Raw genomic sequence first — 25,962 nt, 5'->3', positions numbered from 1 at the left:
TTCCTTTTATTTGATTCGTTAAATAGCGAATCAAATTTATAATTTTGCAAAATTATTCAATATTCTATATAGCCGCCTTGGAATTGTCAACACAAAAAAGGTTATTTTCACCAAAAGGAGAATTTATTAAAGGAGTATTAAAATTTTGATTAGAGGGAATTGAAATGATTACATTAAAAGAAGTAAATAAACAAAACTGGTTAGACATTATAAGACTTAGCAGTGCACAAGACCAACAAAACAGAGTATTCGAAAAAACAATTGCATCAAACTGTTTATCCTTAGCGCAAGCCAGTATAGAAGAGAATTGGAGAGTTAAAGCGATTTATCATGTAGATACGCCAATAGGCTTTACCATGTATGGGTATTCGGACGAACTGGCTGGCCATGAAATATGTAGAATTATGATTGATTACAAATTTCAAGGAAATGGTTACGGTAAGCAAGCATTACTCTTAGTCATAAAAGAAATGGTTAATCAATATAATTGTGACGAAATATTTATTACCTTTGTTCCCGAAAATGAAAAAGCAAAACAACTATATTTATCAGTAGGTTTTAAAGATACCGGAAGGGTAATAAAGGCTGTTGAAGATGAATTAATCTTTTCCTTTAATAGTAAAAATCATAATTCATAATACTTTTTACTCTTTTTTATGGAATATTAACGGCAAATGAAAGAATTCAATCTATACAGTAAGCCCTTTCGATTGCACTTCCATACCGTGAATCCTTGAACTAATGACATATCGAATTGTAAATATAATAAAATCCCACAAGGAGATAGAAAATATGACCAAACCACTTTTAAAGGGTATGGAAGGAGTTTTTATACCTGTTAAAGACCCTGAACTGTCAGCTAAATGGTATGAAGAAATACTGGGATTTAAAGTAATCTACATTGAAGAAGAGGCAGCTGTATTGAAGATTGGAGAACAATCTCCGACAGTAGTATGTCTGGTTAGAACTTTAAATCATCAACCAATGAAGTTTCCAGAAAATAATTTTGGGGTGGGGAAATATTATAATTTCATTCCTACGGATATAGAAGAAACCCACAAACTGTTACTCCAAAAGAATGTAAAAGTGAATCCAATTGGTGGAGAAGGAACTACAAAATTTTTTACTTTCTATGATCCAGATGATAATCCTTTAGGAGCTTGCCAATAGAATTTTTATAATGGAAGAGAACTAGAATACAAGTGATTATTAATCATTGGGAGGATTGTTGATGGATTGTAAAACAGTTAAGAAAACATTCAGAATTGTGGGCCTAAATGGCAGTGGAGCATTTGCTAATTTTGGTACTGAGATTCCAAAACTTGCCCAACAATTTCTAGATCGTTTAGATGAAATTGAAAATCATTCGGGTACTGAAATAGCACTTTTCGAACCTAAAAGGGATGACGACCATCTGGAAGGTTACTATTATGTAGGAGTAAGTGTTAATGAACCTCTAAAAAGAGTTCCAGTTGGGATGGAATATATTGAAACGACACAGGACTATGTCACTACAAGGGGAAAAATAAATAATATTGGTAAATTACATAACATTTTATTGAAGTGGGCAGATGACCAGGGGTATAAAAGGGATCTTGAATCTCATATTATCGAAACCTATCATCCAATGGAAAATGGTGAGGAAGAAGTAGAGATTTATTTACCAATCTATATTTAAAATCCCAATGCTTTAAAAACACCTTTAACGATATCTCAGCTGTTATCGAAAAACCTGCCATACAAGAATACGCTTGATGGCTTGGAGGATTTTGCAATAAAAATAAGGTGCCTGACGCCGGGTGTGTTCATTCGTAAACACATCGGCGACAGACACCTTTATTAATTTATTTTAGTGCTTTTTTAAAATGTTGTTTGCTCTGCATACTTTTTGAAATTATCTAGAATCGCCTGCCATCCTTGTTGCTGTAACTCAATTGAATTCTCAGTTTCAGCATCAAACGTTTCGATTACTTTGGTTACGTTATCTTGACCTTTAAAAGTGATATTAACTTTTCTTCCATCACCCAGTGTATACGCAATCACCTCATGTAATTTCACTTCATCATAAATTCCACCAAAATCGAAACCAAAACTGCCATCTTTCGCTTCCATTCTTGAATGGAATTTCCCTCCAGCTCTTAAATCATTCTCAGCAATGGGAGTGTGCCAGTCATCTGAAGCTGAGTTCCATTTTGTAATATGAGTTGGCTCTGTCCAATATTCCCATACCTTTTCTACTGGTGCTTGAATAGTTGTTTCTACTGTGATTTTTTTAGATGTTTCCATATCATTTACCGCCTCTCTTAATACGAATATTTTTAAGCGATTATCCACAATAGGTGTCTGTTTAAATTATAGATGATTTCGAATAGTTACGCTACTTCTTCATTGTATCCTTTTTTACACCCCTGTAATCCATTTCTCCCCATCCTTGTATCTCCGTATACTGTTAAAGCGCCAGATTGTGGAAGATCACTTTACATTTATCTACATTAAAACGTAGGTGGGGTAACTGAAAATAACACAACAGCATTTTGACTAAAATTGTTTTCCCATTTATGTTTCATATATGCTGGTATTTTCACACTATCACCAGCTTCTAATATGTGTTCTTCTTCATTCAAATGCAGCTTAATTTTTCCCTCTAAAATAAAAGCAACTTCTTCTCCTTTATGTTCCAAAAGTTTTTCAGAAGAAGCAGACTTCGGTGGAATATCCATAATGGCTGTCGCCAGATTTCCAGTAAAATCAGGTGAAACTAGCTCATAAGATAAATTTTCAATGATCATTTTCTTCCGCTGATTAGACCTAACAACTAAATCAGCTGTGTTTGTTTCTTCAATGAAAAAACTAAAGGTAGGAACGTCAAGAGTTTTAGCTAAAACCTTTAGAGTCTGAATGGAGGGATTTGCTAATCCACGTTCAATTTGGCTCAACATTGAAGGTGTTATTTCAGCTAACTTTGCTAATTCTCTGCTGCTTAAACCTTTAGCTTTTCTGTATTTTTCAACCTTCTTACCAATATCTATATTTTCCATCTTTACGTACTCCTCCAACTATATCATTAAATATTATTTAATCAAATTAAATAACATTTAACAATCTGTTCGTTTTATGTTAAATTCTATTTAACACTTATTATATTTTATTTTATTTCATTTAATTACTTGTTACAAGTCGATTAGGAGGAGTATAGAAATGATGGAATTTGAAAACAAAGATATACAAACATGGAAAGACCAATATCCCTTACTAAATAAGCTTATTTCGTTGGATGAAGTATTTTGGCTCAATCCTAATATCGAAAAATTTCAAACGGGAATTAAAAAACTCCCTCTTACTCAAGAGGATGTAAGTGATGCAGAGGAAAGATTGAATCGTTTTGCTCCATATATAGCCAAGGTTTTCCCAGAAACACAAAAGATGAATGGTATCATAGAATCTCCTTTAGTGGATATACCTTCCATGAAGCAATCCTTAGAACAGAAGGAGCAACAATATATATTAGGTAAATTATTGTTAAAGTGCGATAGTCACCTTCCCATATCAGGGTCTATAAAAGCAAGAGGAGGAATTTATGAAGTCCTCAAACACGCAGAAGAATTGGCTCTTCAACATCAATTGTTAACGATTCAAGATGACTATTCGATCCTAGATAGTGATAGGTTTCGAAACTTCTTCTCACAGTATTCAATCGCAGTAGGCTCCACCGGAAATTTAGGGCTTAGTATAGGTATCATGAGTGCAAAGTTAGGATTTAATGTGACTGTTCATATGTCGGCAGATGCAAAACAATGGAAAAAAGATTTACTTCGAAGCAAAAATGTTAAGGTTGTTGAATATGAAGCGGATTATAGTAAAGCAGTAGAGGAAGGTAGAATACAAGCAGATGGAGACCCTACCTGTTATTTTGTGGATGATGAAAATTCTCATGACCTATTTTTAGGATATGCAGTTGCAGCGTCTCGATTGGAAAAACAGTTAGAAGAGTTAGAGATAACAATAGATGAAAATCATCCTTTGTTTGTTTATCTCCCATGTGGGGTAGGTGGTGGTCCCGGAGGCATAGCTTTTGGTTTGAAGTTATTGTATCAAGATCATGTTCACTGTTTCTTTGCCGAACCTACTCACTCTCCATGTATGTTACTTGGTTTAATGACTGGACTTCATGATAAAGTTTCTGTACAAGATGTTGGTATTGATAATGTAACAGACGCTGATGGACTCGCTGTGGGAAAACCATCTGGGTTTGTAGGTAAAGTTATAGAACCTTTATTAAGTGGGAATTATACGGTTAGCGATGAACAGTTGTATAAGATGTTAAAGGAATTAGTCGACACAGAAGGAATTCATTTGGAACCTTCTGCTCTAGCAGGTATGATAGGACCTACTAAATTATATAACGAGGGAATCGATTATTTATTGAAGCATAATTTAGTGGAAAAAATGAGTAAGAGTACTCATATTGTTTGGGGGACTGGTGGAAGCATGGTTCCGGAAGAAGTGATGATACAATATTATCAAAAAGGATTGAAAGTTACGTTGGAGAAGGAGAAATAGAAGTAATTTAACACGGGGGAGTTGAACCCCGTGTTTTTTATTTGAAATTTCTTTTCTTATTAAAATATCCTTCCCTTAGTATATGTACAAACCTTTACAATGTCTTCTAAACTTTAGAATAGATATCCACTTTTCTTGGAAGGTGTTGTTCAACAATATGGCCCTTTTCTGGAATAAGCAAATAAAGGAAATCTCCTATTTTACACATTTGATGCATTTTTAGCTTCTCCTTTCACGGATAAAAAACGGAAAGGATTCATCGTTTTTTATCTTGACCTATAATAAATTTCGGCTTTAATTCTGATCCTTTAAGGTAGAGACCTAACGGAACGCACATTCTCTATTTATTCAATTCTAAGCAGAGGAGTATTCAACATGCTTTTCTTCTGCAAGATATAGCCCTTCTTCTTCTAACGGAGTGAAAACCCGAAATTTTCTCAATTGCTTTCCATAAACATGGATCGTGATTGCAGGTGTATCGCCTACCCCCTCCAGGATATGACAGTCTGCCGGAGGCAATAGCTTTCCAGTATTCTGCTCGTTTACAACGATGGAATCAGCAGGCTGTAACTTAACAATTTTTCCCTCTGATAATTCCTCTAATCGTATATAATTCGTCACTTTGACCTGACCCGCGACAACTCCTTCTGCTCCCCATGTATCATCGTGATCATGAAGAGTGGTCTTCTGGCCGGGCTTCCAAACGAGCGCGATCACTTCGAAACGGTCCTCTGGATCACAATACAACGGATGCCGCGAGTATCCCTCATCACTTGGCCTTCTCTTCTCAGCGGGAAGCCATGATTGGGATTGAATTAATTTACCAAGTAACCTTTCCGCTTCCACAACACATTCTTTATCATTCTGACTCTGTTCCACTATTACAGTCATATCATCAACAAAATTTTTGAAATCATATTCAATTACGTAATCCATCCTAATTCCTCCTCAATATTCTATATGGTTTACTTTCCTGTAAAGTCCATATCAGCCACCCACATGGGCAGGACATCCTTCACACCAAAGCGTGTCTCAAGGTCATCCCACTTTTCGCAAGCTGTTTTCATCCGGTTAATTTCCTGATCGAAGTTGTAATTCATTTCGCATCCCGCTAACTAGTTAACTACTACACCAAACTATATTGCAAAAATCATGCCAAAATAAAAATTGACCTTAAACACCCTGGAATGGTGTTGTTTTTGTTGATACAACACTGTTTGATCATTTTTATTCATTGGAATAGCCCATTGCTTTTGCTGGAGTCTTAGCAAATGCGAAAAAATTCATCTCATATCCGAAAAAAAAATCCTTCCCTGTACATAAAAGTAAAGGAAGGAAGGATGAATACATAATTGAAATACTGCAGGAATCTGCTTACTCGCGATTCTCAAAGTCACATTCCGTACCTACGATTTTATAAAATTATTTTCAAAATTGATAAAATATTACAAAAACTAAAAAGCCATTTTACCGTATACAAAATCATTAGGCTAAGAATAGTTGTAACGGTCATCCGAAGAAAGAGAAGTGCGTGTAATCTAGGGATCGACATCACAAACAAGGCGGCAATGGAGCATAAGATCCAAAGAAAATGATACGATAACGCTTTCATTTAGCCCTGCCAAGGAGTCTTGAAGAAGGAATTATATGCGATCGTAAAGTTTCATAGATTACTTAGGCAGTACTCGATACTAAAAAATTGGCCAAAGATCACCTATGTTCAGGAATCGCTGATCACTACAAAAATTATTTCTTCGCGATCGCCTCTATTTCGATCATCACATCTTTAGGAAGACGGCTTACCTCCACAGTGGATCGTGCAGGGTTATGCCCCTGCATAAATTGACTGTACTCTTCGTTAATAACAGGGAAATCATTCATATCTTTTATAAAAATAGTCGTTTTTACGATATTAGTAAGTGAATAATCTTCCTCTTCTAAAATGCCCTGAATATTCTTTAAAACCTGTTGAGTTTGAAGTCTAATATCCTTTTCAACTACCCCTCCCGTATCGGGATCCAACGGGATCTGCCCCGAAAGAAATAGAAATCCATCCACACGAATAGCCTGCGAGTATGGTCCAATCGCTTGAGGTGCTTTATTAGTTGAGATAACTTTCATCATAGTATGAACTCCGCCTTTTTCAAATAAATTTAATTATCATATTTCCACCATGAAAATGATAGAAATTAGCTATACTTTCACAATAAACTAGAAAAATATGATTGTGAAACCTATTCCTTTCGGTTGTCTCTACCAAATACAGATTCATAAATTCAGGGCGTCTGCATTTTTAATGATCATATAAATGGCTACGGTTATGACAACAGCAGAGAAAATATAATTAAGGGCTTGTCGTTGTTTGCTTAAACGCTTTGCAACGATCGTACCAAAGATCCCCCCTATAAATCCGCCGCAAACAAGTGCCAGCACTACGAACCAATTAACCAATCCAGAAAGGCTGTAATTTAGTGCCGTTGTGAGCCCAAAAGTTCCTACAGAAAACAAGGATGTACCGATTGCTTCAACGATAGCCATATTTGTGGCTGCCAGTAAGGAGGGAACAACCAAAAACCCACCGCCAATGCCAAAAAAGCCTGATGCCATTCCTGTCATAACACCGAATAGGGTTAATTTTTTTCCATTAAATTTATCCATTTAACTCATACCTTCTGTTTCTGTATTTACTGCCTGTTTTACAGTCTTTTTAGGCAGGATTATTTTAATGGCCATAAAAATCATAAGTAAGGCAAAAAGAAACAGCAATTGCTTGCTCGGTAAAAGCTTGCCAAGATAAGAACCAAATATGGCTCCAACTACACCTGGTATAGCAAATACGATTGCCGGTCTCCAATGAACATGGCCTGCACGTGAATGAGGTATAAGATTCAAAAAGGCATTAAGTGAAACAGCAAGGGCTGTACTGCCGATAACAATATGCGGGTCTTTCACCCCGACCACATAAAGCAAAAGAGGAACTGCTAAAATGGAACCACCACCGCCAATAAGTCCTAAAGTAAAGCCAATAATTCCGCCTGAGGCAACTGTGAGAAACCATTGTAGAATTGTCATTCCATAACTCCTTTTTACATTCCACGATGCGCTAGTTAATATCGCAATATTGGTGTTGGCTTATCATCTTTTTCCTTTAGCAGTAAGCTCCGTGGAATTTAATGCTTTATTATTCTCTTTTTTCCATTTATCAAACCCGCCTGTTAAATTAAGGACACGGTCAAACCCATTTGCTTTCAATAGACTAACGGCAATCGCCGATCTTGCGCCTGATTTACAATTTATAAGAATTGGTTTTTCGCTATGAATCTCGTTCATTCTTTCTTTTAGATGTCCAAGCATGATATGGTGAGCCTGCGAGATATGCCCGGCCATCCATTCACTGTTACGACGAACGTCAAGGACATAATACTCATCAAGCTTATCCATAATCTCTTTCGGTTCAACTGCTTGATAATCCGCAACATCCATTTCGTTCCATTCGAGCTGTTCAATGAACGTGCTATCCATTGTAGCTTTAACCTGATCAAGTCCAATCGATCGTAATGCTTTAAGCGTTTTCGCTTCATCTTCCCCACTTACCAATAAATAGATCGGCTGATCATATTCAAGCAGCCATCCGGCCCAAGTCACAAAGGATTGATTGTAGGGTAGGTTGATGGTTCCCGCAATATGTTTTTCCGCAAATTGCTTCGCCGGCCGGGTATCCACCACAATACCGTTTTGGGTCCATTCCTGAACGACGGTTAACGAAGTTTGTGCATGAAGGACAGGCTCAAGATTTTCGATTAGGGTCGTCCCTTGTTTATTTAGTCGTTTCATGATTCCGAAATATTTTGGCGCCTCAGGCTGCCCGGAAAGTAATGCTTCGATAAATAGATCTTCCTCATCATATTGCAACGCCCAGTTAGCTAGCTTTTCATATCCAACCGTTGTCGAAGGCACTGCCCCCAGTGATTTCCCGCATGCACTCCCTGCTCCGTGCGCCGCCCATACTTGTAAATAGTCTGGGAGCTGTTTAAATCGCTGCAAGGATTTAAACATTTTTTTTGCCAACGAATAGGCCGAACCATTTACACCTGCAGCTTTTTCCAGTAAGTCAGGACGGCCCACATCTCCGGCAAAAACAAAGTCACCTGTAAAGAGGCCAATAGGAGCTTGGACTGCTGCGCCGCCGTCTGTCAATAAAAATGAAATATGTTCCGGTGTATGCCCTGGAGTATGAAGAACTTCAAAGGTTAATTTCCCAATTGAAAAGCTATCCCCGTCTTTGAGCAATTGGGAATCATACTGATCGAAAAACTGATACTTCCAATCGGCATCCCCCTCATCTGACAGATAAAGTTTAGCCCCTGTTTTGGAAGCCAGCTCCTTTGAACCAGAAATATAATCGGCGTGAATATGTGTCTCCGTAACACCTGTAATCGATAATCCATTGGCCTGCGCTGCATTCAAGTAAGAATGGACGTCGCGGGAAGGGTCAATCACAATGGCAGCTCCCTTAGCTTGACACCCGACCAAATAAGAGGCATGAGCCAATTTCTCATCATAAAAATATTTAATTAACATGAGATTGAACACTCCTTTAGAAGTCGATTATTTTAATTTAGGTTCAGAAGCAATAGTTAAAAGTGCTTTAACAAAATGAATACTCCGTTGAACGGCAGGCTCTTTGATTAATTTGAATACGGTAAAGATGGTCACAGGTGAATGGTCTTTGTCCGCTTCTTTTTTTGCCCGCTGAATCAAATCCCAACCATTTTCAACCTTTTGCTGGATCGGACCTGCGATTTCTTGTGCCCCCTTATATAAATAATCAATGGACTCTTGATCACGCGAAGTCGATAATAGGAATTCCATAATTGGTTCTACCATTGACAAGTATTTAGTATATTTCGGAAGGTTATGGACCAGTGCCATCAATGCTTCCAATGAATCTTTAGTGGGAATGTATTTACCGATTTCATCTTCTAATCCCCCCAATAAATATTCCGTCGATTCTTTATCATTTAGAACGGATTTAATAAAAGCGATGTTTCGTTCTAGGGCAGAATACTGGTCAACAAGTTCGGGCAGTTTTTCCAGTGTTTGGATTAAACTGTTTTGTGTTTCCTTCTGACTCAATAATGAAAGTAATGGTTGGAGATCCGATAAGTGATCAATGGTTGTTTTCTGCATAATCTTCCTCTCACTAACACGTTTTTTTATAGCAGGCCCTTTAGCATTCCGTTCCAATATAAAATGGGGAGTACCTGCTTCTTTAATAAATACATACTGTATCTTTCCTTGGCCTGATCAAAAGGAAAGCTCTCATCCGGCTTAGAGTCATAATCAAACTCTGCTAAAACTAAACTTCCATATCCTGTTACGAGCGGGCACGAGGTATAGCCGTTGTACTTTTGCAACCCTGTTTTTTGGTTCATTAGACATAACAAGTTCTGGACAAGAACCGGAGCTTGTTTTCGAATAGCGGCGCCAGTTTTTGATGTTGGTAAATTGGTACAGTCTCCTATTCCAAAGACATTTCCATATTTTTTATGGCGTAATGTATACGGATCTACATCCACCCAGCCAGTATCTGCAGCTAATGGACTGTTCTTAATGAAATCAGGCGAACTCATCGGCGGAACGACATGAATCATATCATAGGATACCGTTACCAATTCATCCGTCGAAAGGCTTTTAAAAACTGCCTTTTTTTGCTGTGCATGTATTTCCACTAAATTGTGCTGATAATGCGTTTCAATTCCTTTTCTTTCAATTACTTTGTTTAATGTATCTGCATATTTTTCAACTCCAAAAATACTGCCCGCTCCAGAGAAAAAGTGGATAGTAGAATTCGAGCGAACCCCTGATTTTCGAAAATAATCATCCGCCATATACATGATTTTTTGCGGTGCACCACCACATTTAACAGGTGTATTCGGATTTGTAAAGATGGCATTCCCGCCGTCAAAATTGCGGATACTTTCCCAAGTACTTTCGACATAATCGAAAGAGTAATTACTGCAAACGCCATTCTTGCCAATGCTCTCTTTTAAACCTTTCACCTTGTGCCAGTCAATTTGTATACCTGCTGCCACCACTAAAAAGTCATAACTCAGTTTGTTGCCCGAAGCCGTTACAATTGATTGTTCATCTGGAAAAAACGCTTCTACCGCTTCTTTAATCCATGCAATGCCATCTGGAATTAAAGAGGACTGTTCTCTTTCTGTTACCTTTTTATCAACAACCCCGCCGCCAACCAGTGTCCACAGCGGCTGGTAATAATGTTTTTCAGCAGGGTCAATAATGGCAATTTTCCCATAAAGAGTCCGTGATTCCTTTAATAGACGAGCTGCCACTGTAATACCAGCACTTCCGCCGCCTACAATAATAACTTTGTAGTCTGTCAAATCATTCATATAAACCCTCCCTTTAGTCACCTAAACCTACGTAGATTCAAAATCCATATTTTTTAAATTGGCTCCACCTCTCTCTTACGGTTTCTTATTATGCAAGTACTGTGCCAAAATAAAATCATTGTTAATTCATCATTCCTGCTTCCAAAAAAAACGGGAAATTTTCATTTCCGCTATGAATATAGTGAAAACCTACTGTTCAGTACTGTTTTTCGATTCTCAAATTTGAGAATATTTTTTTAATTATTCAAAAATATCCTTCCTTAGAGCTAAAAAAGATTGCAAATGAAATTGCAATCTTAAAGCAGAGGGAGACTGGCCCTTCCCTATGAACACAGTTTATTTAGGAATTGTAATGTCCGTTCATGCCCTGTATGTTCAAAAATTTGTTGCGGTGTTCCTTCTTCAACGATTACACCTTTATCAATGAATACAACTTTGTCCGCCGCTTCACGCGCGAAATTCATTTCATGAGTCACTACAACCATAGTCATTCCTTCTTTAGCAAGTTCTTTCATGACCTTAAGTACTTCTCCTACTAGCTCTGGATCTAACGCGGAAGTAGGTTCATCAAAAAGCAGGACTTCAGGTTCCATTGCCATCGCCCTCGCAATTCCTACACGTTGTTGCTGTCCACCAGATAGCTGAGATGGATAATGGTTCGCCCGTTCCGATAATCCTACCTTTTTCAGCAATTGAAGAGCCTTCGTACGTGAAAGTTCCTTGTCTTGTTTACGAACGTAAACAAGACCTTCCATAATATTTTCAAGTGCGGTCATATGAGGGAACAAATTGTAACCCTGGAAAACCATACCCGTTTGTTGACGGAACTTAATCACCTTATCTTTTGAAACTGGTTTTTTATCCTGAAAATCCAAAGAAAATTTTCCAAGCTTAATGGTCCCTTTTGTAGGCGTTTCCAATAAATTCAGACAACGTAATAAAGTTGTTTTCCCTGAACCCGATGGCCCAATAATACAAACTGTATTGCCTTCCTCAATTTTTAGATCGATTCCCTTTAAAACCTCTGTTTGTCCAAACTGTTTATGCAGGTTCTTTATTTCAATCATGTATATTTCCCCCTATCAAATTAGCCCGCCACGTAACGATCCAGTCGTTTTTCCATCTGCCCTTGTGCATTCGAAAGAACGGTACTGAAAATTAAATAGATAAATCCTGCTAGACAATATAGTACTAATGGTTCATAGGTTGTAGCGGTAATTTGCTGAGCAACTCTAAACATTTCGGTCACAGTAATGGTTGCGGCCAAAGATGTATCCTTTACCAAGCCAATAAAACTGTTTGCCAAAGGCGGGACAGATACCCTTGTTGCCTGAGGAAGAATAATCCTTTTTAATGCTTGACGATAGCTCATCCCGATTGAGTAACCTGCCTCCCATTGTCCTTTGGGAATTGAAAGTATAGCTGCGCGAATAATCTCTGAGTTATATGCGCCAACACTAATAGTAAAACCGATTATAGCTGATGGCAGCGGACCAATTGTAATCCCTACACTTGGAAGACCATAAAAAATAATAAACAACTGAACAAGCAGCGGTGTTCCCCTAATCACCCATACATAAAATCTTGCAACAGCGTCGAGAGGTTTAATTCCCGAGATCCGAGCCAGTGCTGTAAGCAAAGCAAGAATGAGTCCCAGAAAAAAAGATGTGAGTGTCAACGGTACGGTAAAAGCGATCCCTGCTTTTAACATCGGTAAAAATGAGTTTACAACGATGTCAATAATTCGGTCCATTCTTTCATTAGCAAACATTAGAACACTCCTTATTTGGAAACATCAGTTTCAAAGTATTTTTGTGAGATGCTTAAATACGTACCATCTTTCTTCATGTCGGAGAGTGCTTTATTTACGGCCTCTACCAATTCTTTATTCTCTTTCCTGAACATAATTCCCATTTGTGTAGGTTCATCAAGCTCTGCTGCAACTTTAAGCGGTGCATCAGGCTGTTGCTTTTTGAAATCAAGATAGGACAATCCATCATTAATAGTCGCATCCACACGTTTTGAAATTAATAAATCGATAGCTTGATTAAATCCTTCAACACTCACGATTTCAGCACCGTTGGAAGCTGCCATTTCTTTAAATATACTAGTTAGTGACTGAGCTGATTTTTTCCCCTTCAAATCTTCAAATGTTTTAATCGTGTCATTGTCTTTGTTAACAATTAAGTAAGGTTTTGACACATTAGTTGGCTCAGAAAAATCGTATTTTTCCTGTCGGTCAGGACGAATACCTACTTGACTCGCAATTATGTCGAATCGCTTCGAATCAAGTCCGGCAAAAATTCCGTCCCATGGAGTTTCAACAAATTCAGCTTTCACTCCAAGTCTTTTCACCACTTCCTCGGCGATTTCGATATCAAAACCAGTCAATTTTCCTGATGCATCATGGTAGGTAAACGGTGCATAGGTTCCTTCTGTTCCAATTTTAATGGTTCCATCTGCTTTAATTTGCTCTAGCAAATTCTTACTCTCATCTGACTTTTTGCCTGCTTGACTTGCTGCCTGATTTTCAGCTTTTCCACATGCCGTTACTACTAGTGCTAAAAGTAACGAAAAAGCGATGATGATAAAACTCTTTTTCATAAATGGTTTCCCCCCTATATTTTTTTAAAAAAATGGATGATTTGCAAATTACTAACTTACTTTTCTGTATCATTTTAATATTCCGAAAATTTTCCTCACTTTAAACTCTATCCTCTTCAAATTGACTCCACCTCCCCTTTCATTTTATTATGCAAGAGTTGTGCCAAAATAAAATCCTTGTTAATTCAACATCCCTACTTTCAAACTGGTTGGAAAATTCCCAATCCCGCGAGAAATATAGTGAGAACCTAATGTTCCTTACTGTTTCAGATTCCCAAATTTGAAAATATTTTTCTAATTACTCAAAAAATTATCCTCTAACCACCTATAAAGGCAAAAAAAGATTGCAAATGAAATTTGCAATCTTCGGGTAAAGTTATCAAACTTTTAGATTGTATCGTTCTAGCTTACGATAAAGTGTCGATAAACTAATTTTCAATTCTTCCGCCACTTTTTCCTTATCTTTTCGATCTCGACCACCCAGGAAGAAACTTTGGATAATGGATTTTTCATATTCGGCCACCATCTCATCTAAACTTAACCCGCCAGTATGAACAGGTGCCTGAATTTGGTACAAATAATCCGGAAGATCCTGAAAGCCAATCACATCCGATTCTGCCATATTCACCATAAATTCCACAACATTTTCTAAATGTCTAATATTCCCGGGCCAATCATATTGGATTAGCCATTGTTCTACCTGTGGATCCACCGTCATGTACGGACGATTTAAGATTGAACAATACTTACAAATGAAGTACTGGAGAAAGAAGGGAATTTCATCCCTCCTCTCCTTCAATAACTTTGTATGCAGCGGGATCACATTGATTCGATAATATAAATCCTCGCGGAATGTACCGTTTTGAACCATTTCTTCTAAATTGCGATGTGTTGCTGTTATCACCCGAACATTTACAGGCAGTGATTTGTTTCCTCCCACTCTTTCAATCTGTCTTTCCTGTAATACCCTAAGAAGTTTAGGCTGCAGGAAAAGAGGGAGATCTCCTATTTCATCAAGAAAGAGGGTTCCATTATTCGCCAGCTCAAACTTTCCTGCTTTTCCTTCCCGGTTTGCCCCAGTAAAAGCCCCTCCCGCATAGCCAAACAATTCACTTTCTAATAAACTCTCCGGTATAGCGGCACAATTAACCGCAACAAAGGGGTGGTTTTTCCGATTCCCTTCATAATGAATGGCCTTTGCCAAAACCTCTTTCCCCGTTCCCGTTGCGCCTCTAATTAAAACATTTGCCGTGCTATTTACGATACGCTTGGCTTTACGTACCACATCTTTCATATCCTCATTTTTGCTGATGAAGCCATCAAAGGTACTGACTTTATTCGAATTTAATGTATCTTCGTATAAATGGCATTGTCCTTGGTATCTTTCACTCTGCGAGATTAACTGGGATTCAACTACAAGACTTAGATGCTGGAGAAATTCCTTGAGTGAATCAGCATTTTCGATCATCTTTTCTTTTTGTTCAGTTGAAAAGCCCATGAGCCCGATGACACCTAATGTTTCACTTCCCTTGACGATTGGATAACCAATGGTTGCTGTCTCTTTGCATTCCTTAATGAATTTACAGCTCATACAATGGGATTCATTTTTAATGACATCATAGGTCATATCGGGTCTGCCAGTCTTCATTACAGCCCGCAACAAGGAGCCATCAGGTGCGGGTTTGCCAATTTGATGTTGATAACTTCCTGTTCCACTAACCCGATTACCGTTTCGATCAAGTATTGTGATATCAAAACCAAGTACCGCTGTAAGGTTCTCTGAAAATAGTTGAATAAATTCCTGATTCTGAGTGATACCCCTCACGTTTTCTCCCTCCCATGAGCTCAAGTGATTTTAAATTTTTCCGTGTCATATTTCTATGCAATTTTCAAGCCAACTTTAAATCCCCAAAAACCTTTGTAAGAAAAAAAGCAAAACACCCATTGTTTTGCCAATTTTTCTGATTTTCCGTTATATACGTTATACAAATGATTATACTAAATTTCCAAATAATGAAAATACTTTTTCGAAGGTTGATAAAATTTTCAGATGTTTGAGTAACAAAACTTCACTGAAAGATCGAAGTTTTGGCATACCATACAACAGCATTCAACGAGACTCCATGATCAAAGGACTGTGCTAAAATTCTGGAATAGTATTACAATATGATAATAAAATTACTTAATGAGCTTTACATAAAGAAGCGACGGCGTTTGCCATTCCCCTCAAGGCATTTTCCAGCATCGAACGAGGGCAGGCAATATTTAGCCTCATAAATCCTTCGCCTTCCTTACCGAAAATCTGTCCTTGATTCATCGCAACTCTCGCAATCTGTAACATAAATTCATTCAATCCTTTACCTGAAAATCGCAATTCCCGGCAATCCAGCCATACAAGATAGGTTCCTTCCGGCTGAATCACGTTGATTTCCGGAATGTGGCTGCGGAAGTAACTCAGCGTGTATTCCAAATTCCCCTGCAAATAGTCAAGAACCTGATCCAGCCATTCTTCTCCATAGCGGTAAGCAGCCTCTAACGCAACAGCGCCAAATATATTGGGTGAACCAATGGATATTGTATGAAGTTCCTGATTAAATCGATCGCGCAACTGTCCATTTGGAATAATAATACTGGATGTCTGCACCCCCATTAGGTTAAACGTTTTGCTTGGTGCTATACAGGTAATGGAATGATTCGCAAACTCTTCTGAAATCGAGGTAAAAGGAATGTGTGTATGTGTCTTATAAACAAAATCACAATGAATTTCATCTGCCACAACAAGAATGTTGTGCTTTCTGCAAATCTGTCCTAACCTCGTCAATTCCTCTTTGCTCCATACCCTTCCAACCGGGTTATGAGGACTACACAGAATGAACATTTTTACCGTTTCATCGATCTTCGCCTCTAAGTCTTCGAAATCGATCGAATAATGTCCATGTTTGAGTACAAGCGGATTGGTTACAACTTCACGGCCGGCCGCTTCAATCACACGGGCAAAATGATGGTAGACGGGCGGCTGAATCATAATTTTGTCTCCCGGCTTCGTAAAGGACTGAATCGAAAGCGATAGGGCTGGAATCACGCCTGGACTGTGGGTAATCCACTCTTTCTTAACAGACCATTGATGTCTTCGCTTTAGCCAGTTAACAATGGATTCAAAATACGAGTCCGATCTTACTCCGTAGCCATATACACCGTGCTCCACCCGCTGTTTTAACGCTTCGATGACCGGCTGAGGAGACTGAAAATCCATATCGGCCACCCACATTGGGATGACATCCTCTACGCCAAATTGATTTTTACGGTCGTCCCATTTTTCGCAATCCGTACCCAGACGGCAGATTTTTTGATCAAAATTATATTTCATAAAGTATCGCTCCTTCTCAAGTTTGCTAAATTCTACTTCCTTCATTCGATTTGCCGTGATTCATTTTCCCCGGTGTGATGGAAATTCTCTGAAATGTCACAGCTTTATAGAACATGGATTCAATTCTTTACAAGACTGATAGATTAGTTCAAAAAGGAGATCCAGATCGTTTAATTCTACACAGGAAAAAGCGATCCGAAGGTCCGTCTTGGCAAGTGAGATAGTCCCCACTCCGTACTGATTGAGCAAATGGACCCTTAGTATTTCAGCATCAGAATGCTTTATGCGGAGACTTACGAAATAACCTGAGTTGAATGGATAAGGTTCAAATTCATCCGCATATTTCCCGTCTACTAAGATCTCTTTGACTCGTTTGGCCCTGTCTTCCAATACTTTATTTCTCTCGTTACGCTGTATTTCGAATTCGGGATTTACCAGGGCATCCAAAATGATCGTTTGGGAAAGGTGCGGACTGCATGAGATGGTACTTCGAATGGAGCCCATCGCCTTCTTCTCCAAAGCTTCTAAAACCAGAGGGTCTCGAATTCCAAATGTGAGAAACCCAACACGAAAACCCCAAGCATACTCTTCTTTCGTTGCCCCATCGATTTTAATCGGGAGGACACGCGGATGTACTCCAACTAAACGGGCAAATATAGATTCCTTGATTGAATCTTCATAATATAATCCAAAATAAGCATCATCCATTACAGCAACAATGTTAATCCCATGATCCGCCGCCTGCTTGATGGCATCAAGAATTCCTTCTGCTTCTTTCTCCGTAGGAGTATACCCGGTAGGATTATGCGGAAAATTAAGCACAAGAATCGCCTTTCCATTCTTGCAGGATAAAAGAGACTCCAGCAACCCTTCTGCATTAAATTCATTTGTCTTCGTAAATAATGGATAGGTCACGGTCCTGCTGTCGTGGCGGATGTTGAAGAGTATATGATAGTTATCCCAATACTTATCTGGCAGTATAATCGAATCGCCTTTTTCTACAAACAGGTCGGATACGATACTCAAGCCATGGGTCAGCCCGTTCGTCACAATCGGGGTACCAAATTCCTTTCCTTCAAGGGAAGGATTATCCTTTAGAAGCTTTTTTCTCCAAACCTCACGTAGCTCCGGTTTTCCTGCGGGTGGTGCATACGGATACAGGTCTTTCGGATTATATGAGGAGAGGTTTTTATGAATCACATCTAAATAAATGGGTTGTCCACCCTCTGAAGCCATCCCGATTGTTGCATTGAATCGATCTGCTTTCCCCCTTGCCTCTCCAGCTTGGCTGACAATCCCTTTTGGAAAATACAAGGATTTTCCTAACAATGAAAACATCTCATATACTGGTTTATTCCGTTCTTCAATAACATGATTTAATTCTAAAGCCAATGGGTTTAGCATTTTATACACCCTCCAATTTCCTTTAACCGCAATGAACTTGACGAATCCTTCAGCCGCACCGTTATTCTAATGCCATTTCGAGATCCTTCCATATATCTTCTACATCTTCAATTCCAACCGAAAAACGAACGAGTCCATCATAGAGACCTGCTTTTTCTCTTTCTTCTTTAGGGATTATCGCATGTGTCATCGAAGCTGGATGTTGAATTAATGTACCTACATCCCCTAGGGAAACTGCTAAAGTACTCAGTTTTACTGAATTCATAAGTTTAACACCTGTTTCGTATCCCCCCTTCAAGACAAAAGAAATCATTGCTCCAGGACCTTTCATTTGTTTCTCCATGATATTTTTATCTTCAAAACTTGCTAGTCCTGGAAAATAAACCTTCTCTATAGCTTTATGTTTTTCCAAGCGTTCAGCCAAAATTTGTGCATTTTCTTGTGAGCGATCTATGCGAATGTGCAATGTACGTATCCCTTGACAGAGAAGCCAGGCATCCATAGGGGCCAAATTTGCTCCCATAGTCTTCTGCACTTCTTTTCTCATCGGATCAATAATTTCCTTGCTGGAAATCACTAGTCCGCCAATAAGATATCCATGACCCGACAAATATTTTGTTGCACTGTGAACGACAATATCAATGCCGCATAGAATAGGATTTTGTAAATATGGGGACAAAAACGTATTATCAACAACACTCAAGATACCCTTTTGCTTAGCGATCGCCGCTACACTCTTCATATCCACTAAGGAAAGCGTAGGATTGGAAGGGGTTTCAAAGTAGACCACTTTCGTTCTATCTGTAATGTGTGGTTCAAGCTCTTCCCCTGTCTTAAACGGTACAAATGTTACATCAATACCAAATTTCTTTACCATTTGGGTTAGAAATGCGTGCGTCGCCCCATACAACGCTGTGTGTGCAACAACGTGATCTCCTGCCTGCAAAACACCCAGAAGGCAACCAGTTATGGCAGCCATTCCAGATGAGAAAGCCAAACAACCTTCACCAAATTCCAATGCCGCTACCTTCTCTTCCAGTTCTCTTACATTTGGATTTCCCAGGCGTGAATACATAAATCCTGGATCTTCTCCTGCGAAGCGTTGTGCACCTACTTCTGCATTATCAAAAACAAATGTTGAAGTCATATAAACAGGTGAGATGTGTGAGCCGTGCCCTGGATCTTTATTTACTTTTACTAGTTTTGATGAATAGTTCATTATTATTACGCCTCCTAATTTTAGTAATCTGAAATGCTGCCGTTTTTATTCTTCCTATTAGTTGTATACAAATCTTTATATGCAAAAATTATGCCAATTCTATAAACCTTATAAAATCTACAGTTTTAATATTAAAACTCTTTATTTATTTTCATTTTTGCCAAGGTGCACTGCAAAATATAGTAATTATCTAACTTACCACTTTTGCAATATTGATAATATATTTCTAAAATTGGAAAGAAATTAGCTACCCTTCTAACTTTTTGGTATTTCATTTTGCAGACAAGTCACTGTTCCTTCTCCTGCACTACCTAAGAAAAAGAACCATGCTCAAATATCAGCATGGTCCATTGTTATTATTCTGTATTTTAAAAAACTACTTGGCTCGGGCGTCCCGGGAATAACGGTCGTTTTGTTGTTTTCACCCTCTGTCCCTCCTGACAAACCATTATTACGTTCAAAATGTTTTAATCCTGTATATCTAATTTTCATTACTTTATTAAGTAATAGATCTAATTCCTGACTATATTTAATCGTTCTCGAATCACACAGGCCATACATTAATACTGATGTCTCCATTTTGGCTTTCAGATAATTGTATTCCTTCACATATTTAATAAGTTCCATTTTTTATCCCCCTTGAAGCAAAAAAGGTCATACAATACTCATCTACTAAATGCACAAAGTCGGCCTGTTATTCGAACTCTAAAAGCTGTATAGTTTCCATGAAAAAATAGTTGATAAGATTGTTGAGACTAAAAAGATGGCCAATAAATATTGAGTGACTGCTCAATAGTTATTGGCACCAGGCAAGGATTTTCTATCCTAGTTTTCCACTTGCCTCTACAATTTGATTAAGAAACTGTTCAACCTCTTCCTGACTTTTTCCAAGTTTACTTACAAAGCGGTTCAGTTCCTTCCCTTCTTTAAAAGCAATAAAGCTTGGGATTCCGTACACATCCAGCTTCTCTAATACCTCTGGAAAATGTTCACGATTTACTGCAATCATATCTACATTTTCTTTATACGCTTCTTCCAAGATGGGCATAAATAAATCAGTATGCTGGCAGTCTGGGCAATATTCGGCATAGAATTTGGCCATAACTGGTTTTGTTGATAAAATCGCCTCTTCAAACTCTTGTTTTGTTTTAATCTCTTTCATTATTAAAATCCTCCCCATATTTGGTTCTCAATGATAGATTGATTGTTTCCACTACCTAATTCACTTGCATCAAGATATTTTTCGCAATCCAGAGCAGCCATACAACCACTTCCCGCAGCCGTAATGGCTTGGCGGTATTTATGATCTTGAACATCCCCGCAGGCAAATACACCTGGGATATTCGTTTCGGTTGCACCAGGATTCACCATGATATATCCCATATCGTCCGTTTTGATTTGATTGTCTAAAAATGCTGTGTTCGGTTTGTGCCCAATGGCAATGAAAATACCATCAGTTCCCAGAACTTCCTCTTTTCCTGTTTCGCTGTTTTTTACTTTCAAGCCAGTAACGTGTCGATCCCCTGCGATCACTTCTTCAGGAATGGAATTTAAGCTCCACGTGATTTTTGGATTCTTTTTGGCACGGTCTTGCATTATTTGGGAAGCGCGAAGCTCCTTTCTGCGGTGGACAACCCGAACCTCCGAAGCAAACTTCGTTAAAAAATTTGCCTCTTCCATAGCAGAATCTCCACCCCCGACAACGATAATTTTCTTTCCTCTAAAGAAAAATCCATCGCATGTTGCACAGGTGCTTACCCCACGCCCAATATTTTCTCTTTCCCCTGGTATCTCCAAAAGTTTCGCTGAAGCTCCCGTTGAAATGATTAAAGATTGCGTTTTAAGCTCCCCTATTCCTTCCACCGTTAAGGTAAATGGGTTATTGGAAAAGTCGACTTTTTTAACCCAGCCTCTTTTAAACTTTGCTCCAAAAAACTCAGCTTGCTTTCGCATGTTCTGCATCAACTCTCGCCCCATAATCCCTTCAGGAAAACCAGGAAAATTCTCGACATCTGTTGTCAATGTCAATTGCCCCCCTGGTTCAGGCCCTTCAATGACCAAAGGACTTATGTTAGCACGTGCTAAATAGATTGCTGCGGTTAACCCAGCAGGTCCAGTCCCTAGAATAACGGCTTTATACATCGCTTACCTCCTTATCTCTTAGTCATGAATAGTAATTTGCAATATTCGTGCCAATTTTTAATTCCTTGTATATTCACTATTTTTACAGCCTCTTATCGGTTAATCAGTCCTATTTCCTATCACGTTTGAGAAAAATTTTTTCAAGATTAAGAAAACATGTATCCACTCAAATTTCAAACGTTTGATTAAAAACCAGGAAAGTTTTTAAAGGAAAGATACAAGATAGTTGTTGTAACTACTTGAACAATATTTAGGAATATATTCAATCATCTTTCTAGGTAAAACAATATAAACTTCTTTACATGGAGCTACTTAAATGAGGATTTTGGATTGGTCTTAAAAGGGAGGTTTTTTTTGGAACTTAAGGATAAAATCATTGCTAGTATATAGACGACTTACCAATAATAAAAAGGCAATTCCTATAAATGTTATCAGGAATCACCTTTATATAAACCACATTTACTTAGATTGCTTTAGGTACCGCTTCAACATCCTCGAGCTTCTTAGTCTGCAACTTTTTTATTCCAATTCCGGTGGCACCATAAATTATATCAAATAATGGTACAAAGAAGGCCAGGAAGACATATGGGAAATATGCATATGGCGATACTGCCAACATCTGCGAGCAATAGATGGCGTTGGAGTTCCAAGGGATAACTGGTGCACCCATCGTCCCAACATCCTCGATATTACGCGAAAGATTTTCTGGCGCCAAATTATTATTTTTAAAAACATTTCTCATAAGTGAACCAGCTACAATCGCAGTTAATAACATCGATGAGCCAATCATATTTGTGATTAATGCAATCAACATTGTCGCTAGTGTTATTTTAAAAGTAGAGCCGTGGGTTCGTTTAACTAATGGCTCTACTAAAGCACTCAGAATGCCTGATTGTTCTAACATGCCCGTTACACACATAGCTAAAAGGACAACAAGGAATGAGCTCATTAAGCTGTAGAGTCCACCTCTGCTCAGGATAGGATCAACTAACTCACTGCCGCTTTTAAATACAAATCCATTGGTCATGATATCAAACATTTTAGTTAAATTAAATCCCTGAGTAAAAACAGCAACAGCCAGGCCGCTAAACACACCCATTAACAGCGAAACAATAGATGGGATGCCTTTCACAAGCATCACCAGTACAATAAGGAGAGGAAGTAATGAAATCCAGGATAAATCAAAATTCTTTGCAATTACACCTGTTATTTCATCAATCTGCTGCAAATCCGATCCTTCTTTTCCATACTTTAAACCTAAAAAGATAAATATTATAGCTGTTAGAATATACGCTGGGACAGTTGACCATAACATATGTTTAACGTGCGACATTACTTTAGAACCAGCAACTGTAGCTGCTAAAACTGTACTGTCGGACAGCGGTGACAACTTATCCCCGAAGAAGGAACCGCAAATAATGGCACCTGCTGTCATTGCTTGAGGAATGCCAAGTGCATTACCAACTGTCATTAATGCCAAACCAACCGTACCCAAGGTTCCCCACGAGGTTCCAGTTGCAAGAGATGTTGCTGATGTAACGAGCAAAGCCGTGATTAAAAAAAACTGAGGTGAAATTATTTCTAACCCCCAATACATAATATAAGGAATTGTACCAGAAGCCATCCAAGTAGAAATCATGACGCCAACTACTAAAATAATCGTATTCGGTTCAAAAGACTGCTTCCCCATTTCCCATGCCATATTTTGGACTTCATTATATTTGTATCCTAGTTTCATGACAAGCAAGGCCACGACAATCCATAACAACAAGAACATTAATTCCAGGGATGCACCAAAACCAAGTGTTCCCGTAAGCAGCAATACGAAAAATACTAAGACAGAAATCATTGCATATTTAAATGACACCGGAAATTTATACGAATTATCATCCCATGAAATAGTTGCATTTCCTTGACTTTCAGGTTTGTTCCCCATACACAAAACCTCACAATTTATTAGTTTTTAAAAACCACCTTTAACATAATTTACCCTAATCCGTTTCAATGCACGTTCTAGTAAATATCTCGTACAGGCAATATTTACTCTTACCAAACTACCGCAATCTTTTCCATATGCACTACCGTCATTGACTCTAACTCCTGCCTCTATAAAAAATTCAGCCAATTCCGTATTGTTAAGTCCCAGCTCTCCACAGTCAATCCATAACAAATAGGAACAATCAGGATACTGAACTTTTAACTTGGGTAAATGTTTATTAATATAGTCAATCGAAAAATCAAGATTGCTTCGTAAATAATCATTTAATTCACCCACATAATAATCGCATTCATTATAAGCAGTGATTAAAGCCTCTACCCCTAAATAGTTATAATCGAAATGATACTTGATATAAATATCGTCAAACGACTTCTTCAGTTTTTTGTTTTTTACAATCACATAAGCACTAAAGAACGACGCCAAATTAAAGGTTTTGCTTGGAGAGTTCATCACCACAATATGTTTATCCTCTTCCTCACAAATCTCTAAAAAAGAGTGAAAAGGCAGCCCTTTGTGAATCATGTCGCTATGAATTTCATCGCTTATAATAATTACGTTATTCTCGCGGCATAAATCGTACATTTTCTGCATTTCCTCTTTTGTCCATACCCGCCCAATTGGATTAGCAGGATTACATACAAGGAGTATTTTCACATCAGGCAGCTTTAGTTTGGCTTCTAAATCTTCAAAATCAATATGATAACTTCCGTTGTGGTAATTTAATAGGTTGTCGATTGTATCTCTATTAAAATTCTCAATTACCTTTTTAAAGGTGGCATAGACTGGAGGCTGAATCACCACTTTGTCACCCGGATTGGTATAGGCATCTAAGAACATCCATAAAGCCCCTGTCATTAATCCGGGCGCATAACTAATTTCGTCTGCCCTAACATCAACTTTATGATTGCGACCATACCAACCTTTAATCGCATCCGTAAATCGATCATGCGGAAAATAGCCATAACCGAATACTCCAAAATCTACTTTTTGCCTTAAAGCATCTAAAACTTCACACGGAGCCCTGAAATCTGTATCGGCAATGCCCAGCGGAATCAAAGAGCCGCTTTGTCCCTCGTTATCCCACTTATCTGAATCGGTACCGACTCTATTTATATTTTCATCAAAGTTGTGTGCCATCATTTTCCCTCATTCTTTAAAGTTATCAAGTATGCGTTTACATTTTCACATGAACTAACTTTACTTTTGCAACTCACCTATTTTGGTCTGTCGGACACGTCATATGACATGTCTTGGACATACACTCTTATATGGAACCATATAACATCTTAATCTTTTCATCCGTCCAGCCAAACATACCACCCGTATGAATAAACAATATGTTTTGGCTTTCCTGCAGGTTTCCATTTTTAAGTTCGCGATACAAACCATACATTGACTTCCCGGTATATACCGGGTCAAGAATGATTCCTTCTTCTCGTGCGAATCTCTCCATGAATTTCAGTTCATCCAATTGACTCTTACCGTAGCCCAAACCTATATAGCGATCAATTATGTTAATTTCCTTATCCGAAAATCGGAAAAGATTGTCTCCATATTGATTCATATCTTCTAAAACATGTAATATATCACGAACCGCTTGTTCCATCTGATTTAATACACTCATACCAATAATGGTTTTATTTTTATTAGCCTCTTTATTTCCATATAACAAACCGGCGTATGTTCCGCCTGAGCCGTCAGTAACCACAATCGTATCAAACTCGATTCCCAATTGCTCCTCTTGCCTCAATATTTCGTAATAGGCATCTACATACCCTAAAGCTCCCAGGCCATCTGACCCCCCCATCGGGATCACATATGGGTTATGACCTGATTCTGTCAATTCCTCCTTTAATTCTTTGATGATGCAAGGGAGATTTTGATACTGCTGTTCACTTAAAATCTTAATTTTTGCGCCTACTAATTTATCAAAAAACAGATTCCCTTCCGTCTTAACTTTTTCGCTTTCTTTTAAAAGTAATAAAGAATTCATTTTATATTTTGCAGCAATAACAGCCGTTGCTCTGGCATGGTTTGACTGAATCCCACCATTTGTGATTAAATAATCACATTTTTTGTTTTGAGCATCTTTTATCAAATATTCAAGCTTTCTAAGCTTGTTCCCTGATGTTGCCATTCCAGTTTGATCATCACGTTTTATGAAAACTGATTTATGTAAGTTTTGCCTAAAAAAATGCACCTTTTCAATTTTGGTTGGTAAGTTAGCTATCATTAGTTTATCCATATATTC

At 38.2% G+C, this 25,962-nt stretch carries 25 protein-coding genes and 1 pseudogene; 4 read left to right on the top strand and 22 right to left on the bottom strand.

Annotation, left to right across the window (positions count from 1 at the left end; all coding sequences use genetic code 11):
- The first annotated feature begins 164 nt into the window (after positions 1-164).
- The 3 genes from TR08_RS13825 (at position 165) to TR08_RS13815 (ending at position 1,678) form a co-directional block, all read left to right on the top strand.
- On the top strand, positions 165-638 hold the full coding sequence (locus TR08_RS13825) for a GNAT family N-acetyltransferase (RefSeq protein WP_045518988.1): 474 nt from the start codon (positions 165-167) through the stop codon (positions 636-638).
- Between the two features lie 154 nt (positions 639-792).
- Positions 793-1,170: a VOC family protein gene (locus TR08_RS13820; protein ID WP_045518987.1), complete on the top strand. Its 378-nt coding sequence runs from the start codon at positions 793-795 to the stop codon at positions 1,168-1,170.
- Positions 1,171-1,231: 61 nt separating this feature from the next.
- A complete protein-coding gene (locus TR08_RS13815) occupies positions 1,232-1,678 on the top strand; it encodes a GyrI-like domain-containing protein (protein ID WP_045518986.1) in 447 nt (148 codons plus the stop codon).
- 182 nt (positions 1,679-1,860) lie between these two features.
- Here the strand turns inward: TR08_RS13815 and TR08_RS13810 are convergent, their stop codons facing one another.
- Entirely contained in the window at positions 1,861-2,286 is a 426-nt protein-coding gene (locus TR08_RS13810; RefSeq protein ID WP_045518985.1) for an SRPBCC family protein, read from the bottom strand.
- A 206-nt stretch (positions 2,287-2,492) separates the two neighbouring features.
- Positions 2,493-3,038, bottom strand: a complete 546-nt coding sequence (locus TR08_RS13805) for a cupin domain-containing protein (RefSeq protein ID WP_045518983.1) — start codon at positions 3,036-3,038, stop codon at positions 2,493-2,495.
- A 160-nt stretch (positions 3,039-3,198) separates the two neighbouring features.
- On the opposite strand from TR08_RS13805, the gene TR08_RS13800 reads away from it, so the two are divergent.
- The gene (locus TR08_RS13800; RefSeq protein ID WP_045518981.1) at positions 3,199-4,560 is read left to right on the top strand and encodes a D-serine ammonia-lyase; all 1,362 of its coding nucleotides are present in this window, start codon (positions 3,199-3,201) and stop codon (positions 4,558-4,560) included.
- A 354-nt stretch (positions 4,561-4,914) separates the two neighbouring features.
- Here TR08_RS13800 and TR08_RS13795 read toward each other — a convergent pair whose 3' ends face one another.
- The 20 genes and pseudogenes from TR08_RS13795 to TR08_RS13705 all read right to left on the bottom strand — a co-directional run bounded on the left by TR08_RS13795 (position 4,915) and on the right by TR08_RS13705 (position 25,956).
- Positions 4,915-5,496: a cysteine dioxygenase family protein gene (locus TR08_RS13795; protein WP_045518979.1), complete on the bottom strand. Its 582-nt coding sequence runs from the start codon at positions 5,494-5,496 to the stop codon at positions 4,915-4,917.
- Positions 5,497-5,525: 29 nt separating this feature from the next.
- On the bottom strand, positions 5,526-5,660 hold the full coding sequence (locus TR08_RS33600; RefSeq protein ID WP_274521009.1) for a hypothetical protein: 135 nt from the start codon (positions 5,658-5,660) through the stop codon (positions 5,526-5,528).
- A 646-nt stretch (positions 5,661-6,306) separates the two neighbouring features.
- Complete coding sequence (locus TR08_RS13790; protein ID WP_045518976.1) at positions 6,307-6,684, bottom strand: RidA family protein; 378 nt, start codon at positions 6,682-6,684, stop codon at positions 6,307-6,309.
- A 144-nt stretch (positions 6,685-6,828) separates the two neighbouring features.
- Positions 6,829-7,632, bottom strand: a pseudogene (locus TR08_RS13785) (sulfite exporter TauE/SafE family protein).
- A gap of 63 nt (positions 7,633-7,695) precedes the next feature.
- A complete protein-coding gene (locus tag TR08_RS13780; protein WP_045518975.1) occupies positions 7,696-9,141 on the bottom strand; it encodes an MBL fold metallo-hydrolase in 1,446 nt (481 codons plus the stop codon).
- 27 nt (positions 9,142-9,168) lie between these two features.
- A complete protein-coding gene (locus TR08_RS13775) occupies positions 9,169-9,750 on the bottom strand; it encodes a hypothetical protein (protein ID WP_045518973.1) in 582 nt (193 codons plus the stop codon).
- Between the two features lie 26 nt (positions 9,751-9,776).
- Entirely contained in the window at positions 9,777-10,976 is a 1,200-nt protein-coding gene (locus TR08_RS13770) for an FAD/NAD(P)-binding oxidoreductase (RefSeq protein ID WP_045518969.1), read from the bottom strand.
- Between the two features lie 323 nt (positions 10,977-11,299).
- Positions 11,300-12,043, bottom strand: coding sequence for an amino acid ABC transporter ATP-binding protein (locus tag TR08_RS13765; protein ID WP_045518967.1), 744 nt, complete (start codon positions 12,041-12,043; stop codon positions 11,300-11,302).
- 20 nt (positions 12,044-12,063) lie between these two features.
- Positions 12,064-12,747, bottom strand: coding sequence for an amino acid ABC transporter permease (locus TR08_RS13760; RefSeq protein ID WP_045518965.1), 684 nt, complete (start codon positions 12,745-12,747; stop codon positions 12,064-12,066).
- Positions 12,748-12,758: 11 nt separating this feature from the next.
- A complete protein-coding gene (locus TR08_RS13755; protein ID WP_045518964.1) occupies positions 12,759-13,580 on the bottom strand; it encodes an amino acid ABC transporter substrate-binding protein in 822 nt (273 codons plus the stop codon).
- A gap of 379 nt (positions 13,581-13,959) precedes the next feature.
- Positions 13,960-15,405 (bottom strand): sigma-54 interaction domain-containing protein, encoded by a 1,446-nt coding sequence (locus TR08_RS13750; protein WP_045518960.1) that lies wholly within the window; start codon positions 15,403-15,405, stop codon positions 13,960-13,962.
- 357 nt (positions 15,406-15,762) lie between these two features.
- The gene (locus TR08_RS13745) at positions 15,763-16,947 is read right to left on the bottom strand and encodes a MalY/PatB family protein (protein ID WP_045518959.1); all 1,185 of its coding nucleotides are present in this window, start codon (positions 16,945-16,947) and stop codon (positions 15,763-15,765) included.
- Positions 16,948-17,043: 96 nt separating this feature from the next.
- Positions 17,044-18,351 (bottom strand): aminotransferase class I/II-fold pyridoxal phosphate-dependent enzyme, encoded by a 1,308-nt coding sequence (locus TR08_RS13740; RefSeq protein ID WP_045518958.1) that lies wholly within the window; start codon positions 18,349-18,351, stop codon positions 17,044-17,046.
- Positions 18,352-18,412: 61 nt separating this feature from the next.
- On the bottom strand, positions 18,413-19,570 hold the full coding sequence (locus tag TR08_RS13735; protein WP_045518957.1) for a trans-sulfuration enzyme family protein: 1,158 nt from the start codon (positions 19,568-19,570) through the stop codon (positions 18,413-18,415).
- A gap of 330 nt (positions 19,571-19,900) precedes the next feature.
- Complete coding sequence (locus TR08_RS13730) at positions 19,901-20,197, bottom strand: aspartyl-phosphate phosphatase Spo0E family protein (protein ID WP_045518952.1); 297 nt, start codon at positions 20,195-20,197, stop codon at positions 19,901-19,903.
- Between the two features lie 193 nt (positions 20,198-20,390).
- Positions 20,391-20,732, bottom strand: coding sequence for a thioredoxin family protein (locus TR08_RS13725; RefSeq protein WP_045518951.1), 342 nt, complete (start codon positions 20,730-20,732; stop codon positions 20,391-20,393).
- A gap of 2 nt (positions 20,733-20,734) precedes the next feature.
- Positions 20,735-21,712 (bottom strand): thioredoxin-disulfide reductase, encoded by a 978-nt coding sequence (trxB, locus tag TR08_RS13720; RefSeq protein WP_045518950.1) that lies wholly within the window; start codon positions 21,710-21,712, stop codon positions 20,735-20,737.
- 463 nt (positions 21,713-22,175) lie between these two features.
- Positions 22,176-23,648: a Na+/H+ antiporter NhaC gene (nhaC, locus tag TR08_RS13715; RefSeq protein WP_045518949.1), complete on the bottom strand. Its 1,473-nt coding sequence runs from the start codon at positions 23,646-23,648 to the stop codon at positions 22,176-22,178.
- A gap of 27 nt (positions 23,649-23,675) precedes the next feature.
- Complete coding sequence (locus TR08_RS13710; RefSeq protein WP_045518947.1) at positions 23,676-24,848, bottom strand: MalY/PatB family protein; 1,173 nt, start codon at positions 24,846-24,848, stop codon at positions 23,676-23,678.
- A gap of 127 nt (positions 24,849-24,975) precedes the next feature.
- Positions 24,976-25,956 (bottom strand): 1-aminocyclopropane-1-carboxylate deaminase/D-cysteine desulfhydrase, encoded by a 981-nt coding sequence (locus TR08_RS13705; RefSeq protein ID WP_045518945.1) that lies wholly within the window; start codon positions 25,954-25,956, stop codon positions 24,976-24,978.
- Positions 25,957-25,962 lie beyond the last annotated feature (6 nt).

It is taken from the genome of Neobacillus niacini, assembly GCF_000759675.1.
Classification (GTDB): Bacteria; Bacillota; Bacilli; order Bacillales; family Cytobacillaceae; genus Neobacillus; species Neobacillus niacini_A.
This window is presented reverse-complemented; position numbering and strand designations above follow the sequence as displayed.